A 20,000-nucleotide genomic window follows, 5' to 3' on the forward strand; every position below is an offset into this window, starting at 1 on the left:
CCGGCTCACCCCTCGTCGGCCACGACCGCGGGCCCGCCGCCGTTGATCAGCTCCACGGCGGTGGCCAGCTCGTCCGGCTTGAGCAGCACGTCGCGGGCCTTCGAGCCCTCGGTCGGGCCGACGATGCCCCTGGTCTCCAGCAGGTCCATGAGCCTGCCCGCCTTGGCGAACCCGACCCGCAGCTTGCGCTGGAGCATGGACGTCGACCCGAACTGCGAGGTCACGATCAGCTCGGCGGCCTGGAGCAGCAGGTCGAGGTCGTCGCCGATGTCGGCGTCGATCTCCTTCTTCTCCGCCTTGCCCGAGCTGGTGACGCCGTCGGTGTACTCCGGCTGCGCCTGCCGCTTGGTGAACTCGACGATCTCGGAGATCTCCTCGTCGCCGACGAACGCGCCCTGGATGCGCCGGGGCTTGCCCGCGCCCATCGGCAGGAACAGCCCGTCGCCCATGCCGATCAGCTTCTCGGCGCCGGGCTGGTCGAGGATGACCCGCGAGTCGGTGAGCGAGGAGGTGGCGAACGCGAGCCGCGACGGCACGTTCGTCTTGATCAGGCCGGTGACCACGTCCACCGAGGGCCGCTGGGTGGCCAGCACCAGGTGGATGCCCGCCGCGCGCGCCTTCTGGGTGATCCGGACGATCGCGTCCTCGACGTCGCGCGGCGCGGTCATCATCAGGTCGGCCAGCTCGTCGACGATCGCCATGATGTACGGGTAGGGCTGGTACACGCGCTCGCTGCCGGGCGGCGCGGCGATCTGGCCGGTGCGCACCTTGCGGTTGAAGTCGTCGATGTGCCGCACCCGGTTGACCTGCATGTCCTGGTAGCGCTGCTCCATCTCCTCCACCAGCCAGGCCAGCGCGGCGGCGGCCTTCTTCGGCTGGGTGATGATGGGCGTGATCAGGTGCGGGATGCCCTCGTACGGGGTCAGCTCGACCATCTTCGGGTCGATCAGGATCATCCTGACCTCGCTGGGGGTGGCCCTGGCCAGCAGCGAGACCAGCATCGAGTTGACGAAGCTGGACTTGCCGGAGCCGGTGGAGCCCGCGACCAGCAGGTGCGGCATCTTCGTCAGGTTCGCGGTGACGAAGTGGCCCTCGATGTCCTTGCCGAGGCCCACCACCATCGGGTGGTCGTCGTTGACGGCGGAGGACGCGCGCAGCACGTCGCCCAGGCGCACCATCTCGCGGTCGCTGTTGGGCACCTCGATGCCCACGGCGGACTTGCCGGGGATGGGCGCGAGCAGCCGCACGTTGTCGGTGGCGACGGCGTAGGCGATGTTCTTGGTCAGCGCGGTGATCTTCTCGACCTTCACGCCGGGGCCGAGCTCGACCTCGTAGCGGGTGACCGTCGGGCCCCTGGTGAAGCCGGTGACGTGCGCGTCGATGGAGAACTGCTCCAGCACGCCCGTGATGGCCTCGATCATGATGTCGTTGGCCTTGCTGCGCACCATCGGCGCGTCGCCGTCCTTGAGGATGGTCGGCGGCGGCAGCTGGTACGGGCCCTCGACGGCGCGCACGGCGGCCAGGCTGGACGAGGGCAGGCCCTCGGCGGGCGCGTTGGCCTTCGGCTCGACCTTCGGCTTGCGCGGCTTGGGCGCCTGCGCGACGGGCGGCGGCACGGGCTCGAACGGCGGCTCGTCGTCCGGCGGCGGGACGTCGGCGCCCTCGGCCGCCGCGCCCAGCTCGGCGGCGGGCTGCTTGCGGCGGGTCGGCTTGCGCAGCTTCGCGGTCGGCGCGGGCCGGGGGGCGGGCTCGTCGTGCGGGTCGTCGTCGTAGGGCCCGTCGTAGTCGTCACCGCGGCCGTAGCCGTCGTCGAACCCGTCGAAGCCGTCCGGCTCGCGCGCGGAGAACCGGCCGCTGAACTTGGCGGGCAGGTCGCGCATGGTGACGTCGGTCAGCAGCAGCAGGCCCTGCACGAAGATCAGCACGAGCACGGGGCCCGCGATCCACGGCGTCAGCCCCTGGGCGAGGAACCCGCCCGCGAGGTAGCCGAGCGCGCCACCGGCCTCCTGACGGCCCGCCGAGTCCGCGGGAAGTCCCCCGATCAGGTGGAACATGCCGAGGAAGCCGATCGCGACGAGCAGGGTGCCGCCGAGGTAGCGGGGCCTGGCCTCGCGGTTGGCGTCGGTGCGCATGAGGGTGATGCCGATGCCGAGCAGCACCACCGGCAGGAGCATCGCGGGCGCGCCGATCGTGCTGCGCACCGACGAGTCGACCCACTCGCCGACCGGCCCGGCCGCCTGCCACCACACGCCCGCGCCGGTGATCACGGCGAGTGAGATCAGCACCATGCCGAACCCGTCGCGGCGGTGCGTCGCGGCCTGGTTGCCGCTCTCCGGGCCCCGGACCAGGCCGCCGACCGAGCGGCTGATGCCGCGCCAGGCCGCGCCGAAGACCGTGGGGGCCCGCTTCTTCCCCGGCGCGGCCCTGCGCGCCTGCGGCCTGCGCGGGGAGGCGGGCTTGGCCGCCTGCTTGCGCGGGGCCGGGCGGCCTCCAGCCGCCCTCGGCTTCGCCCCGCCACCGCCTCGGGTCGAACCCTTGCGCGAAGTCCCAGTAGTCCGGCCAGCCATGTTCGCTACGTTATCCCCCTGCGCACCACGTGCCCCAGGAGTTGCCGGGGGACGTGAGGTGTGCTTCCTCGATGACCATGGTTGCCCGGATCGCGGTGCGGCCACACCTCGACACGCCGTAGCCTGCCCGCTGTGACTCAACCTGCGCCCACCCCGCCGCTGTGGCGCCTGCTGACCGCCATGGACCGGGCCTTCATCGGCCTGAGCGGCAGCCTCCGGGTGACCGGGGGCATCCCGGCCCGGCTGCGCGGCAGGCCGCTGCTGCTGGCCTCGAACCACATCGGCAACCTGGACCCGTTCGTCCTGGTCGCCGCCTGCCACAAGATCGGCGTCGCGCCCCGGTTCCTGATCGCGGGCGGGCTGCTGGACGTCCCCGTCGCGGGCGCGCTCCTGAAGGCCTCCGGGCACCTGCGGGTGGACCGGGCCTCGTCCACGGTCGGCGACGCGTACGGCCGCACGGTCGAGGCGCTGAAGGCGGGCGCGGACCCGGTCGCGCTGTACCCGGAGGGGCGGATCAGCCAGGACCCCGGCCTGTGGCCGGAGCGCGGCAAGACCGGCGCGGCGCGGCTGGCGCTCAGCGGCGGCATCCCGGTGGTGCCGGTGAGCCAGTGGGGCGCGCACGAGGCGGTCTGCTGGGGCGGGCTGACCGTGGACAGCGCCAAGGACGTCGCGCCCTACGTGACCTCGTACCTGCGGGGCGTGCGGCGGCGGCCGGAGTACCGGGTGCACTTCGGGGAGCCGGTGGACCTGTCCGACCTGAGCGACGGCGCGCCCGGTCACGCCCGGCGCGCGCACGAGCGGATCATGCGGGCGATCACGGCGGGCCTCGCGCCGCTGCGGGCCGACGAGCCCGACGCGCCCCGGTTCCAGGACCCGACCCGGCCGACCACCGGCAGCAGCCCGTGGCGGCCCGCGCCCGCGACCGGCGCCTCGTCCTGACCCGAGGCCCCGCGTCCTGACCCGAGGCCCCGCGAACCGGGCGCCCCGCGAACGCGCGAACGCGCGAGCGGGGGCCGGGAGAAGTCCCGACCCCCGCTCGACGCGGAAGAACCCCTCGGTCCTAGACCGGGATGATCGTCGGCACGATCATGGGCCTGCGCCGGTAGGTCTCGGCGACCCAGCGGCCGACCACCCGACGCACCGCCTGCGCGATGCGGTGCGAGTCGGTGATGTTCTCGGCCTCGGTGCGCGACAGCTCCATCTCCACCAGCGAGACGGCCTTGTCCAGCGCCTTCGGGTCGTCGGAGAAGCCGCGACCGGACACGGTCGGCGGGGCGACCGCGCGGCCCGTGCTGGAGTCGATGGCGACCGTGATCGCGATGAAGCCGCCCTCGCCCAGGACCAGGCGGTCGGACAGCGTCGACTCGCCGACGTCGCCGACCGAGAGGCCGTCCACGTAGACGTTGCCGACCACGACCCGGCCGCTGATGGCGGCCTTGCCGTCGATCATGTCCACGACGACGCCGTCCTCGGCGATGACGACCCGCTCCTCGTTGACGCCCGTGGCCACCGCCAGCGCGGCGTTCGCGCGCAGGTGCCGCCACTCGCCGTGCACCGGCATGACGTTGCTCGGGCGCACCGCGTTGTAGAGGAACAGCAGCTCGCCCGCGGGCGAGTGGCCGGACACGTGCACCTTGGCGTTGCCCTGGTGCACGACCGTGGCGCCCAGCCGGGACAGGCCGTTGACCACGCCGAACACCGCGTTCTCGTTGCCGGGGATCAGCGAGCTGGCCAGCACGATCGTGTCACCGGCGCGGATGGAGATCTGGCGGTGCTCGCCGCGCGCCATCCGGGACAGCGCCGACAGCGGCTCGCCCTGGGAGCCGGTGGAGACGAACAGGACCTGGTCCTCGGGCATCCGCATGGCCTCGTCGATGTCGACGAACAGCCCGTCCGGCACGTGCAGCAGGCCCAGCTCGGCGGCGATGCCCATGTTGCGCACCATCGAGCGGCCCACCAGCGCGACCCGGCGCCCGTAGCGCACGGCCACGTCCAGCACCTGCTGCACGCGGTGCACGTGCGAGGCGAAGCAGGCCACGATGACGCGCTGATCGGCCTTGCGGATGACGTTCTCCAGCACCGGGCCGATCTCGCGCTCGGGCACCACGAAACCGGGCACCTCGGCGTTGGTGGAGTCGACCAGGAACAGGTCGACGCCCTCGTCGCCGAGCCGGGAGAACCCGGCCAGGTCGGTGAGCCTGCCGTCGAGCGGCAGCTGGTCGAGCTTGATGTCGCCGGTGTGCAGCACCAGCCCGGCGGAGGTGCGGATGGCCACGGCCAGCGCGTCCGGGATGGAGTGGTTGACCGCGAAGAACTCCAGCTCGAACGGGCCCGCGTCGCGGCGCTCGCCCTCGACGACCTCGATCAGCTTGGGGTTCTGGCGGTGCTCGCGGCACTTGGCGGCCAGCAGCGCGAGGGTGAAGCGCGAGCCCACCACGGGCAGGTCGGGACGCAGCTTGAGCAGGAACGGCACGGCGCCGATGTGGTCCTCGTGGCCGTGCGTGAGCACGATGGCCTCGATGTCGTCCAGCCGGTCCTCGATCGCCCGGAAGTCCGGGAGGATGAGGTCGACGCCGGGCTGGTCGTCCTCGGGGAAGAGGACGCCGCAGTCGACGACGAGCAGCCTGCCTGCGTGCTCGAACACCGTCATGTTGCGGCCGACCTCGCCGATTCCGCCCAGTGCGACGACGCGCAGCGCACCGTCGGGCAGCGCGGGCGGGGGTGAGCTCGGATTGATCACGCGTTGACTCCCAGTTCGGCCTTCACGGCCTCGATGTCCTCGTCGGTGGCGGGTACCAGCGGCAACCTGGGGTCGCCCGCGTCGATCCCGCGCAAACGCAGGCCCGCCTTGGTGTAGGTGACTCCGGGCATGCGGCCGAACGGCCGCAGGAGCGGCAGGATCGACTGGTGCAGCTCGCGGGCGCGCACGACGTCGCCCGACTCGAAGGCGTCGATCATCGCACGCAGCGGGCCCGCGGCGAAGTGCGACACGACGCTGACCGCGCCGACCGCGCCGACGGCGAGCCACGCCAGGTTCAGCGGGTCGTCGCCGGAGTAGTAGGCCAGGTCGGTGTCCGCGATGACCCGGCTGCCCGCGTGCAGGTCGCCCTTGGCGTCCTTGACGGCCAGGATCCGGGGGTGCGCGGCGAGCCGCAGGATCGTGTCGACCTCCAGCGGCACCACCGACCTGGGCGGGATGTCGTAGAGCATCACGGGCAGGTCGGTCGCGTCGGCCACGGTGGTGAGGTGGGCCGCGATGCCCGCCTGGGTGGGGCGGGAGTAGTACGGCGTCACCACGAGCAGGCCGTGCGCGCCCGCCTTCTGGGCGGACTGGGCCAGCTCGACGCTGTGCGCGGTGTTGTAGGTGCCCGCGCCCGAGACCACGGTGGCGCGGTCCCCGACCGCCTCCACGACGGCCCTGACCAGGGCTTCCTTCTCCGCGTCGGTGGTGGTGGGGCTCTCGCCCGTGGTGCCGTTGACGACCAGCCCGTCGTTGCCCTGCTCGACCAGGTGCTCCGCGAGCTCCTGGGCCTTGGCCAGGTCGAGCGCCCCGTCCGCGTCGAACGGGGTCACCATCGCGGTGAGCAGGCGGCCGAAGGGGCGGCCGGGTGAGGCGGTAGGGCATCCGGTCATGGCTGAACGCTACCGCGTCACCCTCAGCGAGCAGCCGCTACGTGCTCCGGTTGAGCGAGCGGACCGCCTCGACGGCCGAGGGGTCGCCCTCGTAGCCCACCCGCACGGCGTCCCGGCCGAAGCAGAGCAGGGCCAGCTCGGCGGGGTCGCCGGTGATCGTGACCGGCGTCGGACCGGCCTTCGCGGTGATCGTCTCGCCGCTGGTGCGGCGCAGCACGACGCCCACGGGGCTCTTGCGGTGGTTGAGCTTCGCGATGGGGGGCAGCGCCCGCCACAGGTCGGCGTCGCGGACCACGTCGGCGGGGCGCGGCTCCCAGCCGTCGAGCGCGCGGCGGACGTCCTCGTGGTGGACGAAGTACTCCATGCCGTTGACCTTCTCGTCGAGCAGCGCGAGCGGCGACCATTTGGGCGGGCCCTCGCGGACCAGGTCGACCAGCTCGGCCCACGGCTTGGCGGCGTAGTCGTCCTGGACCTTCTGCGTGTGGTCCCCGAGCGGCTTGACGAACAGGCCCGCGGCGGCGTCCGGCCTGCGCTCGCGCAGCACCAGGTGCGCGGCGAGGTCCTTGGCGCGCCACGGGTCGCACAGCGTGGGGGCGTCCGGCCCCACCTCGGTGAACAGCTCCGCCAGCAGTCGGCGTTCGTCCTGAGCTAGACCCATGCCGCCCAACCTACTCGCCGGGGACCGGTCCGTGTTGACAGCGCCTACTTGCCGGGGTCCGCTCGCCCGGCTAGCGGTCGACGAGCTTCTCGGTGAGCTGGGTGCTGTCCTTGTTCCAGAGCACGCAGAAGACCTCGCGGGAGGTCTTCGTGTCGGCGTACTGCCTGCGCCAGTTCGCCGCGGTCGGCACGACCGGCGCGTAGACCAGCGCGGTCTTGTCGGTGGCCGTGACCAGGCTGGAGGCGAAGCTGAGCGAGCAGAACTCGTTCGCGAAGGCGTGCAGCTGCGCGTCGCCGGGGTAGGCCAGGTCGTCGGCGCTGCCGAACGGGTTGCTGCTGGCGAACACCTGGATGCTGTGGTTGTCCTCGCAGCTGGCGCTGTTGACCTTGACGGTGGGGCCGAGGAAGTTGTCGCCGCAGTAGCCGCTGCTGAGGCTGAAGTCGGGCAGGGCGCCGCCGGAGCCGAACGTGACCACCGGCTGGAGGCCCTCGGGCGGGGACTCGGTGAAGGCGGCGCGGCCGGCGAAGACGCCGCCGGTGAACACCAGCAGCGCCGCCGCGGCGGCCCCGCCGATGGCGAGGTTGCGCAGCCACGGCCTGGCCGGGGCCTTGACCTGCTGGGTCGGCATCGGCGCGTGCTGGGTGTAGCTCACGGTGCCGCCGGGGTGCCGCGGGACGCCGCCGGGCGGGGTGGGCTGGGCGGCGGCGCGCTCCAGCATGGCGCGGGCCTGCGGGCCGGTCAGCCTGGCCGCCGGGTCGGTCATCAGCAGGCCGGTGACCACCGCGCCCAGCGCGCCGTGCGCCCTGGCCAGGCGGGGCGGCTCGCTCATGATCGCGTGCAGGGTGGAGGCGGTGGTGGAGCGCTCGTACGGGTTGACGCCCTCGACCGCGAAGCACAGCGTCGCGCCGAGCGACCACAGGTCGGCGGCGGGCGCGGCCTCGTGGCCGTGGATGCGCTCGGGGGCCATGTAGGCGGGCGAGCCGATCAGGCTGCCGCTGGTGGTCAGGCGCGGGTCGTCCACGGCCTGGGCGATGCCGAAGTCGGCCAGCTTGACCCGGCCGTTCGGGGTGATCATGAGGTTGCCGGGCTTGACGTCCCGGTGCACGATGCCCGCCTGGTGGGCGGTCTCCAGCGCGGACAGCGCCTGCAGCGCGATGGAGGCGACCCGGTCCTGCGGCATCGGCCCGTGCTGCGCGACCAGCGCCGACAGCGTGGTGGCCTCGACCAGCTCCATCACGATGTACGTCATGCCGTTCTCGGCGACGACGTCGAACACGGTGACGATGGCCGGGTCGTTGAGCCTGCCCGCCGTGCGGGCCTCGCGCAGCACCCGCTCCTCCAGGACCCGCCGCTCCTCGTGGGCGATGCCGTCCGGGAGGTGCAGCTCCTTGATGGCGACCTGGCGGCCGATCACGTTGTCCTGCGCGCGCCAGACCACGCCCATGCCGCCGCGCCCCAGCTCCGCGAGCAGGGTGTAGCGGCCCGCGATGACGCGGGGCTGCCGCACTGGGGGCGTGCTCTGCTGACCAGTCACCGTGGTACTACTCCTCGTGACACCGCTGACCCGACCGGGCGGCCGAACGCTACTTCAGACCTCCGGCGGACGGGCCCGGTTTCACGGATTCGTGATTTCGTGCCCCGCGGCGGCCAGCGCCCGCGTCGCACGACCGAGGTCGCCCTCTTTGACCAGCAGGTGGTCGGTGTCGAAAGTGGACAGCGCGAACAACGTCACACCGGCGGCGGCCAGCTCCCCGGACAGGGCGGCCATGATGCCGGTGAGGGTGAACCCAGCGGCCCGCGCACGGTCAGCAACCGCCACCCGGACTGGGTGTCAGCCGACTCGGGGGCGTGCTCGGTCGGGCAGACGATCGACAGCTCGTCCGGCGTGCGGGTGACCGAGACGAAGCCCGGCACGTCCAGCAGGCCGGGCGGCACGGGGGCGTCGGCGGGCAGCCGGACGACGGTGTGGTCGCCCGGCCGCACGTCCACGACGAGCCGCCTCACCCCTCCGCCACCAGCGGGCTGGAGGCGACCTCGGTGCCGTCGGCGAGCGAGGTGATGGCGAAGTCCGCGAAGGCGCCGGGGGCGGCCTTCTGCAGGTGGCGCAGGCACTCGATGGCCAGGGCGCGGATCTCCACGTCGGCGTGCTCGGTGGCGCGCATCGCGATGAAGTGGCGCCAGGCGCGGTAGTTGCCGGTCACCACGAGACGCGTCTCGGTGGCGTTGGGCAGCACGGCGCGGGCGGCCTGCCGGGCCTGCTTGCGGCGCAGGGTCGCGCTGGGCACGTCGGAGAACTTCTCCTCAAGGCCCTTGAGCAGGTCGTTGTAGGCGGCGACGCTGGCCTCGGCGGCGGCCAGGAAGCGGGCGTGCAGCTCGGGGTCGTTCGCGATGACCTCGGGCTCGACCATCGCGGCGTCGCGCTCGGGCACGTAGCGCTGCGAGAGCTGCGAGTACGAGAAGTGGCGGTGCCGGATCAGCTCGTGGGTGAGCGAGCGCGAGATGCCGGTGATGTAGAAGCTGACCGAGCCGTGCTCCAGGACGGACAGGTGGCCGACCTCGATGATGTGGCGCAGGTAGGCCTCGTTGGTCGCGGTGGCCGGGTTCGGCTTGGACCAGGACTGGTAGCACGCGCGGCCCGCGAACTCGGCGAGCGCCTCGCCGCCCTCGGCGTCGGTCGACCACGGGACGTCAGACGGGGGGAAGAACTCCGTCTTCGCGATCAACTGCACGTGCGGGGACACCGTTTGAGCCATGCCGGAACAGTAACGGCGGGGGCGGCTCGGGCGTAAATCGGGGCATCGGCGCTGGTGGCGCGGGGTGATCACCGTGCGGGAGTCGGGCCGCTCGTCCCCGAAGTCCGGTTCGGCCGCCGCTCCGCGTTCGGCCGGTCACCGACCGCTCGAACGGGTGATGCCGCAGTGGCGGCAACATCGACATCACCCCACTCCTTGACTGCCGTCATTCGTGATGTCATCTTGGTGTCATGGACCTTTCGCCGTACATCTCCGCCCTGCGGGACGACCTGACGACAGCCGCGTCCGCCGGTGACGAGAACACCCGGCGCAGCGCGGCCGTGCTCGCCGCGGCGCTGGAGCCCGCCGCCCGGCTGGCGATCATGAACGCCCTGTCCGACCTGGCCGCCGAGGTCACCGCCTCGCTCGACGGGCCGGTGGTCGAGGTCCGGCTGGACGGGCGGGACGTGAAGGTCGTCGTGTCCGGCGCCGGGCCCGCGCAGGAGGAGCGCGAGCCGGAGCCGCAGGAGGCGCCCCGGCCGATGAGCGGGGACGCCACCCGGATCACGCTGCGGCTGCTGGACGAGCTGAAGTCCAAGGCCGAGCAGGTCGCGGCGTCGCAGGGGATGTCCCTGAACACGTTCGTCGCGCAGGCCGTGCAGGGCGCGGTCGGCGGCAGGCGCGGGTTCGGCGGTGGCGGCAGGCGCGAGTGGCACGGCGGTGGTGACAACCGCGGGCAGTCGTCGCAGTCGTCCTCGCACTCGTCGTCGCAGTCGTCGACGCGGGTGCGCGGCTGGGTGCAGGGCTGACGGGGACTAGGGGGATCGGTCGTGGGTAGCGAGTCCGAAGTGGTGCGCAGGCAGGCGTTCGACGTGACGGGGCCCGTCGAGGTCGACGTGGCGCTCGTGTCGGGGCGGGTGCTGGTGCACCTGGTCGACGAGGAGGCGGTGGACGTGGAACTGCGCCACGAGCCGTCCGGGGGCGAGGGCTGGACCGACGGGTTGAACGGCCTGCTGAGCTGGGTGGGCGACCAGTTCGCGGGCGGCCAGGGGTCGGGGTCCGGCGGGGTGTCGGAGGCGGTGCGCGACGCGCGCCTGGAGCTGACCGGGAACCGCCTGGTCATCCGCTCGTCGAAGGCGCTGCCGCTGCGCGCGGTGCCGATCAGCGTGGCCGTGCGCGCCCCGAAGGGGTCGAGCGTGCTGGTGAAGTCGGGGTCGGCGAACGTGGCGATCACCGGTTCGGCCGGTCGGCTGGACATCAACACCGGCACCGGCGACGTGACGGCGGACAGCGCCGACTCCGCGTCGCAGGTGACGTCGGGCTCCGGCAAGGTCCGCCTGGGCCCGATGCTGGGCGGCCTGAAGGCGCGCAACGGCAGCGGCGACATCGAGGTGGCGTCCGTGGGCGGCACCACCGAGCTGCACACGGCGACCGGCGACGTGTGGCTGGGCGCGGTGCAGAGCGACGTGCAGGTGCGCACGGGAGGCGGCGACGTGACCGTGGCCGACGCCGCGTCGGGCCGGATCACGCTGGGCACGGGGTCGGGCGACGTGCGCGTGGGCGTGCGCCAGGGCGTGTCGGCGGAGGTCGACCTGGCGACGAGCTCGGGCACGGCCCGCAGCGAGCTGGAGGTCTCGACCACCAAGCCCGCGACGGCGCCGGAGCTGGTCATCACGGGGCGGACGAGCCGGGGGAACGCCCTGGTCACGACGGCGACGGGGTGAATGTCGGCGGGTGACGGGCGGCCCTGGCGGGCGGTCGACACCCGAGTGTGATCAGGCTGGAGCGGCGGAAGTGCCGGAGCCGCAGTAGGTTCGCAGGGGGCGCGCACGTCCAGGGGGAGGTGCGCGCCCCTTCGCGCGTCCGGGTGGTTGGACTCGGGGCGGTTGGGCTCGGGGTCAGTCCGGGACGCTCAGGCCCGACACGACCAGTGACACCACCGCGCTGAAGGCGACGTCGATGGTCGGGGCCTTCCAGTCGGCGGCGTAGATCGGGTCGTGGAAGCGGTTGGTGGCGTCGAAGACCGCCCGCGCCGCCACCTTGGAGTCGCGCGGGGCGAAGTCGCCGGACTCGATGCCGTCGGCGATGATCTTCGCCAGGTCGTTCTCCAGCCCGGTCACGTGGTCGTCGACCACCGCGAGGTTCTCCCGCATGAGGGTGGCGAAGGTGTCGAACAGCTCGGGGTCCTCGCGGACCTTCTGGCGCTTGATCTCGAACAGCGTCGAGAGCCAGTCGCGAAGGCGCTGCTCGGCAGGCGCGTCGGTGTGGGCGACGTCGGCCAGCCCCTCGTGCCAGCGCTCCAACCACCGCCGCGCCACGGCCTCCCGCAGCGCGGCCTTGGTCGGGAAGTGGCGGTACACGCTGCCGTGGCTCACGCCGAGCGCCCTGGCCACGTCCACCACGGTCGCCTTGGCCGGACCGTAGCGCCGCAGCACGTCCTCGGTGGTGCCGAGGATCAACTCCGCGGTCAACGCGCCTTCCGCCACACCAGCCTCCTCCTGAGCACAGGTCCGTCCGCGGAACCATGCCCCGCGACGCCTGGGTCCACCAAACCAGACGCACGCGATCCCACAGGACCCGCACCTGGCCGAACGCGGCACACCGGCTGACGAACGCGGCACACCGGCTGATGCGGCACACCGGTTGAGGCGGCCTGGGACGACGCCGCCTTCAACACCAGGCCCCCGGCACCTGCGCCTGGTCTTTGGGCAACGCCACGAGCGGGCGGGTGACCGCTCGGGGAACTCGGCACGGAGCTGACATGGACACGGTGCCGCTCACGGGTGGAGCACCCCGCGTGGGCCGCTCGCCGGTGGAACACCGCGCGCAGGCACCGCAGTCGGGATGTTGCGGGTGGAGTGCTGCGGTGGGCGCTGCGGTCGGCGGTGGGGTTTCAGCGGGGTTCTGGGGTTCAGGTCGTGGAGGCGGCTTGGCGGATCGACGTCATCACGTCCTCGGCGATCAGCGGGTGCAGGTGACGCACCGCCGTCCAGGAGGAGGTCGGCCCTCGTCGCTTCGGCGTCGTGCATCCCCTCCTTCTTCATGGACTGGACCAACGCGGTGAAGTCGCTCTCCCGCGTGATGGTGCTGAACGCGGGGTGATCGTGGAGCTTGCGGGTGTACGCCTCCGGGTGTTCGAGCGACCGCAGCGTCGCCGAGATCCAGGCGCGGAACAGACCGGGCGCGGAACAGGCCGGGCGCGTGCTTCGCCATGATCCGCAGCAGCCGCGAGGAGATGGGCAGGCCCGCTCGCAGGAGCGTGCTGCGCAGTGGCCCGTTGCCCGAGATCAGCAGGACCTTGTCGACCCGGTCCGGCAGGTGGTGGGCCGTGGCCAGAGCGTGCGAGTCCCCGGCGTTCTCCCCCACCACCGAGAGCCTGGTGAGGCCCAGGTGGTCGGCCAGGCGGGTGGTGGACTTGGCGTGGTGCTGGAGAGAGGGTTCGGAGACCGGGCTGGACGCCCCGAGCCCTGCGCGATCCACCGCGATCCACCGAACCACACCCTCACGAGCCGCTTCGTCGTACAGGACCCCCAGCGCGTTGGAAAACATGTACGACGGCGTGTAGACGCAAGGGACTCCTTCCGGATCACCGAACTCGCGATACCCCAACCGACCTCCGCCCGGCAGGAGGATCGACTGGGCCTCACCGATTTCCGCAGCCATGCGGCAATCGCGCTCCGGGACGGCGGGTGACCGACACGGGGGCATACAAGATCAACAGCTGACACCACTCGCGAGCGGATGAGATCCCATTAGCGGGCGGACGAGGTAGACGGGTGGAGTGGCTCAGGCCGGACCACACCGCGCCAGGACAAACCAGGCTGGTTCGGGCAGGCTGGTCCGGGCAGGCTGGTCCGGGCGGGTTGGTCCGGGCGGGTTGGTCCGGGCGGGTTGGTCCGGGCGGGTTGGGCCAGCCCGGACCAGCCCGAGCCGGGTAGGGCCGGACGGGTCGGACAGGTCAGGCAGAACGGACAGCCAGACAGGCCGGACTGGGTGGGCCCGGCGAGCCGGACGGAACAGAGCCGAGTCGGATCGAACAGGGCCGCGCCAGACCCGGTTGCGCCAGACCAGGCCGACCCAGGCCAGGCCGCCTCAGGCCGGGCCAAGGCAACCCAAGCCGCCGGGCTGGGCAGGTCGAGCCAGACCAGACCGAGCCGAACAGGACCAGGCCAGGCCGAGCCGGGCCAGGCCAGGCCAGGCCGGGTCAGGCCGGGTCAGGCCGGGCCAGGCCAGGCCAGGCCGAGCCGGGCCGGACCGAGCCAGGCCGGACCGCGTTGGGCCCAGGTGGCTCAAGCCAGGTCGAACAGGGCCGAGGCAGGCTCGGCCGCGGCGGGTAGCGGGGGGCGGCCCAGGGATGGTTGGGGTGGGGTTAGTGCTCGCTGTCCATGTGGGCCAGCATCTGTTCCGGGTAGCGGGTGCCTGCCACCTCCGTTGACGGGACCGCCGACTCGATCTCGGTCAGGTCCGCCTCCGTCAGGTGGACGTCCAGCGCTCCGAGGGCCTCCGCCAGGCGAGGGCGGGTGCGGGCGCCTACCAGGGGGACCACGTTCTCGCCCCTGGACAGGGTCCAGGCGATCGCCAGCTGGGCCACCGTGGCTCCCTTCGTCTCCGCCACGGCGCGCAGGGACTCCACCAGGGCCAGGTTCTTCGACAGGTTGTCGCCCTGGAAGCGGGGGCTGTGGGTGCGGAAGTCGGCCTGGGTGGTTTCGCGGTTCGGGTTCCAGTGGCCCGACAGGAGGCCCCGGCCCAGGACGCCGTAGGCGGTGACGCCGACGCCCAACTCCTTGGCCGTGGGCAGGATCTCCGCCTCCGGGCCCCTGGACAGCAGGGAGTACTCGATCTGCAGGTCCACGATCGGGTGGACGGCGTGGGCCTTGCGGAGGGTCTCGGCGCTCACCTCGGACAGGCCGATGTGGCGCACCCTGCCCTTGCGCACCTCCTCCGCCACGGCGCCCACGGTCTCCTCGATCGGGACGTTCGGGTCGAGCCTGGCCGGGCGGTAGACGTCGACGTGGTCGACGCCCAGCCGCTGGAGGCTGTACGCCAGGTAGTTCGCCACCGCCTCCGGCCTGCCGTCGTTGCCGTGCCAGCCGCCGTCCGCGTCGCGGAAGGCGCCGAACTTGACGCTCAGCAGCACGTCCTCGCGCCGCCTGCCGCGCAGCGCGTCGCGGATCAGCAGCTCGTTCGCGCCCATGCCGTAGAAGTCGCCGGTGTCCAGCAGGGTCACGCCCGCGTCGAGCGCGGCGTGGATGGTGGCCACGCCCTCGCGCTCGTCCGGCGGGCCGTACATGTCGGACATCCCCATGCAGCCCAGGCCCAGCGGGTACGTGGCGGGGCCGGTGCTGCCGAGGGTGCGTGAAGGGGTCATGGGAAGAGTATGGGGTAGTGGGCTGACAGATTTCAACATCTGTCAGAGCACTTTTCTCCGGTGTCACTCGACGGGATCACCCAGCGGCGAGAACCCCCAGCTCGGCGGCCAGGTCGCCGCGCCCCATCACCCGCACGCCGGACAGGCCCAGCCACCCCGCCATGCACCTCAGCTCCGCCGCCAGCTCCACCGCCACCCGCCCGCGCTCCACCCCCGGCTCCGCGTACGCGCCCTGCACCAGCAGCGCCCCCGCCGCCCGGTCCGCCTTCAGGTCCACCCGCGCGACCAGCCGCCCGTCCAGCAGGAACGGGAACACGTAGTACCCGTGCACCCGCTTCGCCTCGGGCACGTAGATCTCGATGCGGTACCGGAACCCGAAGATCCGCTCGGTGCGCGCCCGCTCCCACACCAGCGGGTCGAACGGGCACAGCAGCGCCCGACCGGTCACCTTCCGGGGCGTCGCCGCGCCCACGTGCCGGTACGCGGGCGCCGCCCAGCCCTCCACCGCGACCGGCTCCAGCTCCCCCGCCTCGACCAGCTCGGCCACCGCCTGCCTGCTGCGCGCGGGCGGCAGCCGGTAGTAGTCCCGCAGGTCGGTCTCGGTCCCCACGCCCAGCGCCCCGGCCGCCCGCGCCACCAGCCCGCGCGCCCCCTCCTCGGGCCCGACCTGCCGCCCGAGCACCTCGGCGGGCACCACCCGCTCGGTCAGGTCGTACAGCCGCTCGAACCCGCGCCGCGTCCCCGTGGCCAGCCGCCCCATCCCGAACAGGTACTCGCACATCCGCTTCACCTCGGACCGGTCCCACCACGGCCCCCGCTGCCGCTTCTCCGGCGCGACCAGCGCCCGCTCGATCGCCCCGGCCCCGATCGGCCCCGACTCGGCGACCACCGCCAGGACGTCGTCCACCAGTCCGGGCGAGTCCTCGGCGAGCTTGCCGTAGCCGACCCACCACCCCTGCCGCTTCGCGCCGGAGTGCACCAGCGGCCAGTCCTCCACCGGGACCAGGCTGGCCTCGTGCGCCCACGCCTCGACCAGCAGCCGGGGCTTGCGCGCGCTGGGCTCCCACGCGGCGTCGTCCAGCAACCCGACCGGGTAGTCCCCCAACCTGCTGAACACGGGCATGTAGTGCGCCCGCACGGCCACGTTGACCGAGTCGAGCTGGAGCAGCTTGGTCCGGCCGAGCACCCGCTGCAGGTGCCTGCGCGTGGGCGCCGCCGGTCGGGGGTCGGCGAAGCCCTGCGCCGCCAGTGCGATCAGTCGTGCGGTGTCCGCGCTCATCGTCTGCACCCGGCGCATCGTGCCGGCGGGGGCCGACAAATCGACCCGCGGGCTGATCACTAGGGTGCCCGGCATGGCCGAAGCAGCGGTGCGCCCCGCGACGACCGACGACGTGCCGGAGATCGCCCGCGTCCACCGCGACACCTGGCGGACCGGGTTCGCCACGATCCTCCCCGCCGAGGTGCTGGACGGCATCGACGTCGCCGAGACCGCCGCGGTCTGGGCGGAGGCGGTGGACCGGGGCCAGGTGCTGGTGGCGACCGAGGGCGACTGGCTCGTCGGGTTCTGCGCGGTGGGCATCGCCCCGCGGGAGGAGCTGGCGGACGCGCAGGGCGTGGTCCCGGACGACGCCGCCACCACCGCGCTGGTGTCGACGCTGCTGGTCGAGCCCCGCTGGGGTCGGCGCGGGCACGGCGGCAGGCTGCTGGCCCGCGCGTGCGAGCTGCTCGTGGAGGGCGGCGTGACCAGGGGCGTCGCCTGGGTCCCCGAGGCGAACCTGCCCCTGGTGTCGTTCTACGCCAAGCGCGGCTGGGGCGCGGACGGCACGGTGCGCACCCTGGACGCCTCCGGCCGCCCGGTCCGGGAGCTGCGGCTGTCCGGCTCGCCAAACCTGGACGAGAAAGTCGTTACCGGTCTGTAGTCTGGGCGTGGTGCTGGGGTGGTTGCTGCTGACTTTCGGCGTCGCGGTCGGTTCCGCGCTGATGCCGCTGATCAGCGTCGAGCTGTTCGTCATCGGGCTGGTGACGCAGCAGCCGGACATCTCCTGGTGGTGGATCGCGCTCGCCGTCGCCCCCGGCCAGGTGCTGGGCAAGCTGGTGTACTTCCTGGCGGCCAGGGGCTCGCTGCACCTGCCCGCGTTCCTCAAGCCCGCCGAGCGCCCCGACCGGCCGGTGAGGCCGTGGCGGCTGCGGTGGCGGGCCAGGTTGGAGGCGGTGCGGGCGCGCTGCCACCGGCACCCGCGCTGGATGTTCGGCACGCACGCGGTCAGCTCGCTGTTCGGGCTGCCGCCGTTCATGTTCAGCACGGTCCTGGCCGGGCTCGCGGGCATGTCCACCACGCTGTTCCTGGCCACCGGCGTGGTCGGCCGGTTCGTGCGGTTCAGCGTGCTGGCCGCCTCCCCCGCCGCCCTCTCGGGCTTCCTGCACCCCTGACCCGGCCCCGGCGACCCGGCCCCGGACAGCACGAAGCCCCGACCGGGTCAGGAATCGACCCGATCGGGGCAAGCGGCACTACTTCGCGGTGACGTCCTGGTACAGCCCGATGGCCGTGCGCATGGTGTCGCGCGCCCGCCCCCGGTCACCGGCCAGGTCGTAGGCCTGCGCGAGCAGGAACCACGGCCGCCAGTCCTCGGGCGCGGCCTCGACGTCGGCCTTGCGCCGCTCGAACCACTCGTCGGCGGCCTCCCGCTCGACCCGCCCGGACGGCATCCTCGGCAGCTCGGACAGGTCGGGCAGCGCACCCGCCTCGTCCAGCTCCCGCGCCATGGCCTCGGTGGCGAACCCGAACCGCAGGTTCGACCACACCACCCACACCCCGATCACCGGCATGATCAGCACGCCGACGCCCAGGGCGATCCCGACCGGCTCGCCGCTGCCCAGCAGCGCGACCGCGCGACCGCCCAGCAGGACGAAGTAGACCACCAGCGCGGCGATGGCGATCATCGCCGCGGTGCGGGCCCTCACAGGTCCAGGTACTTGTCGAGTCCGACCGACAGGCCGGGGTGGTCGAACACCGACCGCACGCCCAGCAGGACGCCCGGCATGAACGAGGACCGGTGCAGCGAGTCGTGCCGCAGGGTCAGCGTCTCGCCCTCGGTGCCGAACACGACCTCCTGGTGGGCGATCATCCCGGCGATCCGCAGCGAGTGCACCCGGACCCCGTCGACCTGCGCCCCGCGCGCCCCGTCCAGCTCCTGGGTGGTGGCGTCGGGCATCGCGTCGACCCCGGCGGCCTCGCGGGCGCGGGCGATGAGCTGCGCGGTGTGCGCGGCCGTGCCCGAGGGCGCGTCGGCCTTGCGCGGGTGGTGCAGCTCGATGACCTCGGCCGAGTCGTAGTACTTCGCGGCCAGCTCGGCGAACCGCATGGTCAGCACCGCGCCGATCGCGAAGTTCGGCGCGAACAGCACGCCGGTGCCCGGCTCGTCGCCGAGCCACCCGGCGATCTCGCCGAGCCTGGCCGGGTCGAGCCCGGAGGTGCCGACGACGGCGTGGACGCCGTTCTCGACGCAGAACCGGACGTTCGCCATGACCGCGTCGGGGTGGGTGAAGTCGACCGCGACCTCGACCCCGGCGTCGGTGAGGGCGGACAGCGGGTCGTCCGGGCCGAGCTCGGCCGCGACGACCAGGTCGGCCGCCGCGCCGACGGCCTTGACGACCTCGCCGCCCATCCGGCCCCGTGCCCCGATCACGCCGACCCTGATCGGATCGGCGGCAGAACGCTGACTCAAGAGATCACCTCGTGCACCTGGTGCGGCAAGTCCTCGATCGAATCGTAGGGACCGACCACGGCGGCGGCGACGGGGCGTCGCAGCAGCTCGGCGGCCAGCTCCGCGACCTCGGCGGAGGTCACCGCGTCGACCCGCTCCAGGGTCTGCTCCACGGACAGGTAGTCGCCGTAGTTCAGCTCGCCCTTGCCGACGCGGGACATCCGGGAGCCGGTGTCCTCCAGCCCCAGCACCATCGCCCCGCGCAGCTGCCCCTTGGCCCTGGCGATCTCGGCGTCGGTGAGCCCGTTGGCCACGACCTCGGCCAGCACGTCCCGGATCACGCCCGCGACGTCGCCGAGCCGGTCGGGCTGGCAGCCCGCGTAGACCGACCACGTGCCGGTGTCCGCGTAGGACCCGACGGACGAGTACACCTGGTACGCGAGCCCGCGCCGCTCCCTGACCTCCTGGAACAGCCGCGAGCTCATGCCGCCGCCGAGCGCCGCGTTCAGCACGTTGAGCGCGAACCGCCGCTCGTCGTGCCGGTCGAGCGCCCGCACGCCCAGCATGAGGTGCGCCTGCTCGGTGTCGTCGCTGTGCAGCACCAGCCGGTCGACCGGGTCGACGCGCACCTCGCCCCCGCGCGGGGGCACGGGCGTGCCGGGCACGTCCAGCAGCCGCTCGCCGACGCGCTCGCGCGCCAGCTCCAGCACCCGCTCGTGGTCGACGTTGCCCGCCGCCGAGAGCACCATGCTGGGCAGCGAGTAGCGGCCCCGGTAGAACGCGTACAGCGCGTCGCGGTCCATGTCCGTGATGGACTGCTCGCTGCCCAGCACGGAGCGGCCGAGCTCGTGGCCGCCCATGAGGGCCTCGAGGAACGCGTCGTGCAGCAGGTCCTCGGGGTCGTCGTCGCGCATGGCGATCTCCTCCAGGACCACGCCGCGCTCGGTCTCGAAGTCGCGCTGCTCGCACAGCGCGTCGAAGACCACGTCGCACACCAGGTCGACCGCCAGCGGCAGGTCGGAGTCCAGGACGTGCGCGTAGTAGCAGGTGTGCTCCTTGGCGGTGAACGCGTTGAGCTCGCCGCCGACGGCGTCGATCTCCTCGGCGATGGCCGCGGCCGTGCGCCGCGCGGTCCCCTTGAACAGCAGGTGCTCCAGGTAGTGCGCCGCGCCCGCGACCTCGGGGGCCTCGTCGCGCGAGCCGACCTGCACCCAGAGCCCCACGGCGGCCGAGCGCGCGCCGGGGATGTGCTCGGTGATCACCCTCAGCCCGGACGGGAGCAGGGTGCGCCGCACCACCACGCCCGACGGGCTCTCCTCCAGCAGCTCGGTCACACCC

At 73.0% G+C, this 20,000-nt stretch carries 17 protein-coding genes and 1 pseudogene; 5 read left to right on the forward strand and 13 right to left on the reverse strand.

The features are described from left to right. Positions 1 to 5: 5 nt before the first annotated feature. The gene (locus tag AMIR_RS28760; protein WP_015804502.1) at positions 6 to 2,567 is read right to left on the reverse strand and encodes a DNA translocase FtsK; all 2,562 of its coding nucleotides are present in this window, start codon (positions 2,565 to 2,567) and stop codon (positions 6 to 8) included. A 132-nt stretch (positions 2,568 to 2,699) separates the two neighbouring features. Here AMIR_RS28760 and AMIR_RS28765 point away from each other — a divergent pair, with 132 nt between their 5' ends. Then, positions 2,700 to 3,506, forward strand: a complete 807-nt coding sequence (locus AMIR_RS28765; RefSeq protein ID WP_015804503.1) for a lysophospholipid acyltransferase family protein — start codon at positions 2,700 to 2,702, stop codon at positions 3,504 to 3,506. Between the two features lie 121 nt (positions 3,507 to 3,627). Here the strand turns inward: AMIR_RS28765 and AMIR_RS28770 are convergent, their stop codons facing one another. The 6 genes and pseudogenes from AMIR_RS28770 to thyX form a co-directional block, all read right to left on the reverse strand. Beyond that, entirely contained in the window at positions 3,628 to 5,307 is a 1,680-nt protein-coding gene (locus AMIR_RS28770) for a ribonuclease J (protein WP_015804504.1), read from the reverse strand. Next, a complete protein-coding gene (gene dapA, locus AMIR_RS28775) occupies positions 5,304 to 6,200 on the reverse strand; it encodes a 4-hydroxy-tetrahydrodipicolinate synthase (RefSeq protein ID WP_015804505.1) in 897 nt (298 codons plus the stop codon). Before dapA ends, AMIR_RS28770 begins: the two co-directional genes overlap by 4 nt. A gap of 37 nt (positions 6,201 to 6,237) precedes the next feature. Next, positions 6,238 to 6,858 (reverse strand): TIGR03085 family metal-binding protein, encoded by a 621-nt coding sequence (locus AMIR_RS28780; RefSeq protein ID WP_015804506.1) that lies wholly within the window; start codon positions 6,856 to 6,858, stop codon positions 6,238 to 6,240. 70 nt (positions 6,859 to 6,928) lie between these two features. After that, positions 6,929 to 8,392 carry a serine/threonine-protein kinase gene (locus AMIR_RS28785; protein ID WP_015804507.1) on the reverse strand — a complete coding sequence of 488 codons (1,464 nt, stop codon included), beginning with the start codon at positions 8,390 to 8,392 and terminating at the stop codon, positions 6,929 to 6,931. Between the two features lie 81 nt (positions 8,393 to 8,473). After that, positions 8,474 to 8,862: pseudogene (locus tag AMIR_RS28790) on the reverse strand (ACT domain-containing protein). Beyond that, on the reverse strand, positions 8,859 to 9,611 hold the full coding sequence (gene thyX, locus AMIR_RS28795; protein WP_015804508.1) for an FAD-dependent thymidylate synthase: 753 nt from the start codon (positions 9,609 to 9,611) through the stop codon (positions 8,859 to 8,861). The pseudogene AMIR_RS28790 and the gene thyX overlap by 4 nt, the downstream one beginning before the upstream one ends. Before the next feature lie 230 nt (positions 9,612 to 9,841). Here thyX and AMIR_RS28800 point away from each other — a divergent pair, with 230 nt between their 5' ends. Together AMIR_RS28800 and AMIR_RS28805 are read left to right on the forward strand one after the other, a co-directional pair. Continuing rightward, positions 9,842 to 10,399: a toxin-antitoxin system HicB family antitoxin gene (locus tag AMIR_RS28800; protein WP_015804509.1), complete on the forward strand. Its 558-nt coding sequence runs from the start codon at positions 9,842 to 9,844 to the stop codon at positions 10,397 to 10,399. Positions 10,400 to 10,420: 21 nt separating this feature from the next. Then, complete coding sequence (locus AMIR_RS28805; protein WP_015804510.1) at positions 10,421 to 11,314, forward strand: DUF4097 family beta strand repeat-containing protein; 894 nt, start codon at positions 10,421 to 10,423, stop codon at positions 11,312 to 11,314. A gap of 174 nt (positions 11,315 to 11,488) precedes the next feature. Here AMIR_RS28805 and AMIR_RS28810 read toward each other — a convergent pair whose 3' ends face one another. From AMIR_RS28810 to AMIR_RS28825, 3 genes are all read right to left on the reverse strand, one after another. Further along, complete coding sequence (locus AMIR_RS28810; RefSeq protein ID WP_245554553.1) at positions 11,489 to 12,061, reverse strand: TetR/AcrR family transcriptional regulator; 573 nt, start codon at positions 12,059 to 12,061, stop codon at positions 11,489 to 11,491. Between the two features lie 1,898 nt (positions 12,062 to 13,959). After that, on the reverse strand, positions 13,960 to 14,958 hold the full coding sequence (locus tag AMIR_RS28820) for an aldo/keto reductase (protein WP_015804512.1): 999 nt from the start codon (positions 14,956 to 14,958) through the stop codon (positions 13,960 to 13,962). A 76-nt stretch (positions 14,959 to 15,034) separates the two neighbouring features. Then, positions 15,035 to 16,255 carry a winged helix-turn-helix domain-containing protein gene (locus AMIR_RS28825; protein WP_015804513.1) on the reverse strand — a complete coding sequence of 407 codons (1,221 nt, stop codon included), beginning with the start codon at positions 16,253 to 16,255 and terminating at the stop codon, positions 15,035 to 15,037. A 55-nt stretch (positions 16,256 to 16,310) separates the two neighbouring features. Between AMIR_RS28825 and AMIR_RS28830 the strand changes: the two genes are divergently transcribed. Then, positions 16,311 to 16,877 carry a GNAT family N-acetyltransferase gene (locus AMIR_RS28830; RefSeq protein ID WP_015804514.1) on the forward strand — a complete coding sequence of 189 codons (567 nt, stop codon included), beginning with the start codon at positions 16,311 to 16,313 and terminating at the stop codon, positions 16,875 to 16,877. Between the two features lie 10 nt (positions 16,878 to 16,887). Next, entirely contained in the window at positions 16,888 to 17,388 is a 501-nt protein-coding gene (locus AMIR_RS28835; RefSeq protein WP_187313454.1) for a YqaA family protein, read from the forward strand. Between the two features lie 78 nt (positions 17,389 to 17,466). Here AMIR_RS28835 and AMIR_RS28840 read toward each other — a convergent pair whose 3' ends face one another. The 3 genes from AMIR_RS28840 to AMIR_RS28850 are packed head-to-tail and all read right to left on the reverse strand — an operon-like array spanning position 17,467 to position 19,996. After that, positions 17,467 to 17,919 (reverse strand): DUF485 domain-containing protein, encoded by a 453-nt coding sequence (locus AMIR_RS28840; RefSeq protein ID WP_015804516.1) that lies wholly within the window; start codon positions 17,917 to 17,919, stop codon positions 17,467 to 17,469. After that, positions 17,916 to 18,683, reverse strand: a complete 768-nt coding sequence (gene dapB / locus AMIR_RS28845) for a 4-hydroxy-tetrahydrodipicolinate reductase (RefSeq protein ID WP_084799041.1) — start codon at positions 18,681 to 18,683, stop codon at positions 17,916 to 17,918. Before dapB ends, AMIR_RS28840 begins: the two co-directional genes overlap by 4 nt. Beyond that, positions 18,680 to 19,996 carry a M16 family metallopeptidase gene (locus tag AMIR_RS28850; protein WP_373565512.1) on the reverse strand — a complete coding sequence of 439 codons (1,317 nt, stop codon included), beginning with the start codon at positions 19,994 to 19,996 and terminating at the stop codon, positions 18,680 to 18,682. Before AMIR_RS28850 ends, dapB begins: the two co-directional genes overlap by 4 nt. Between the last annotated feature and the right edge of the window lie 4 nt (positions 19,997 to 20,000).

Source organism: Actinosynnema mirum DSM 43827 (genome assembly GCF_000023245.1).
Lineage (GTDB): Bacteria > Actinomycetota > Actinomycetes > Mycobacteriales > Pseudonocardiaceae > Actinosynnema > Actinosynnema mirum.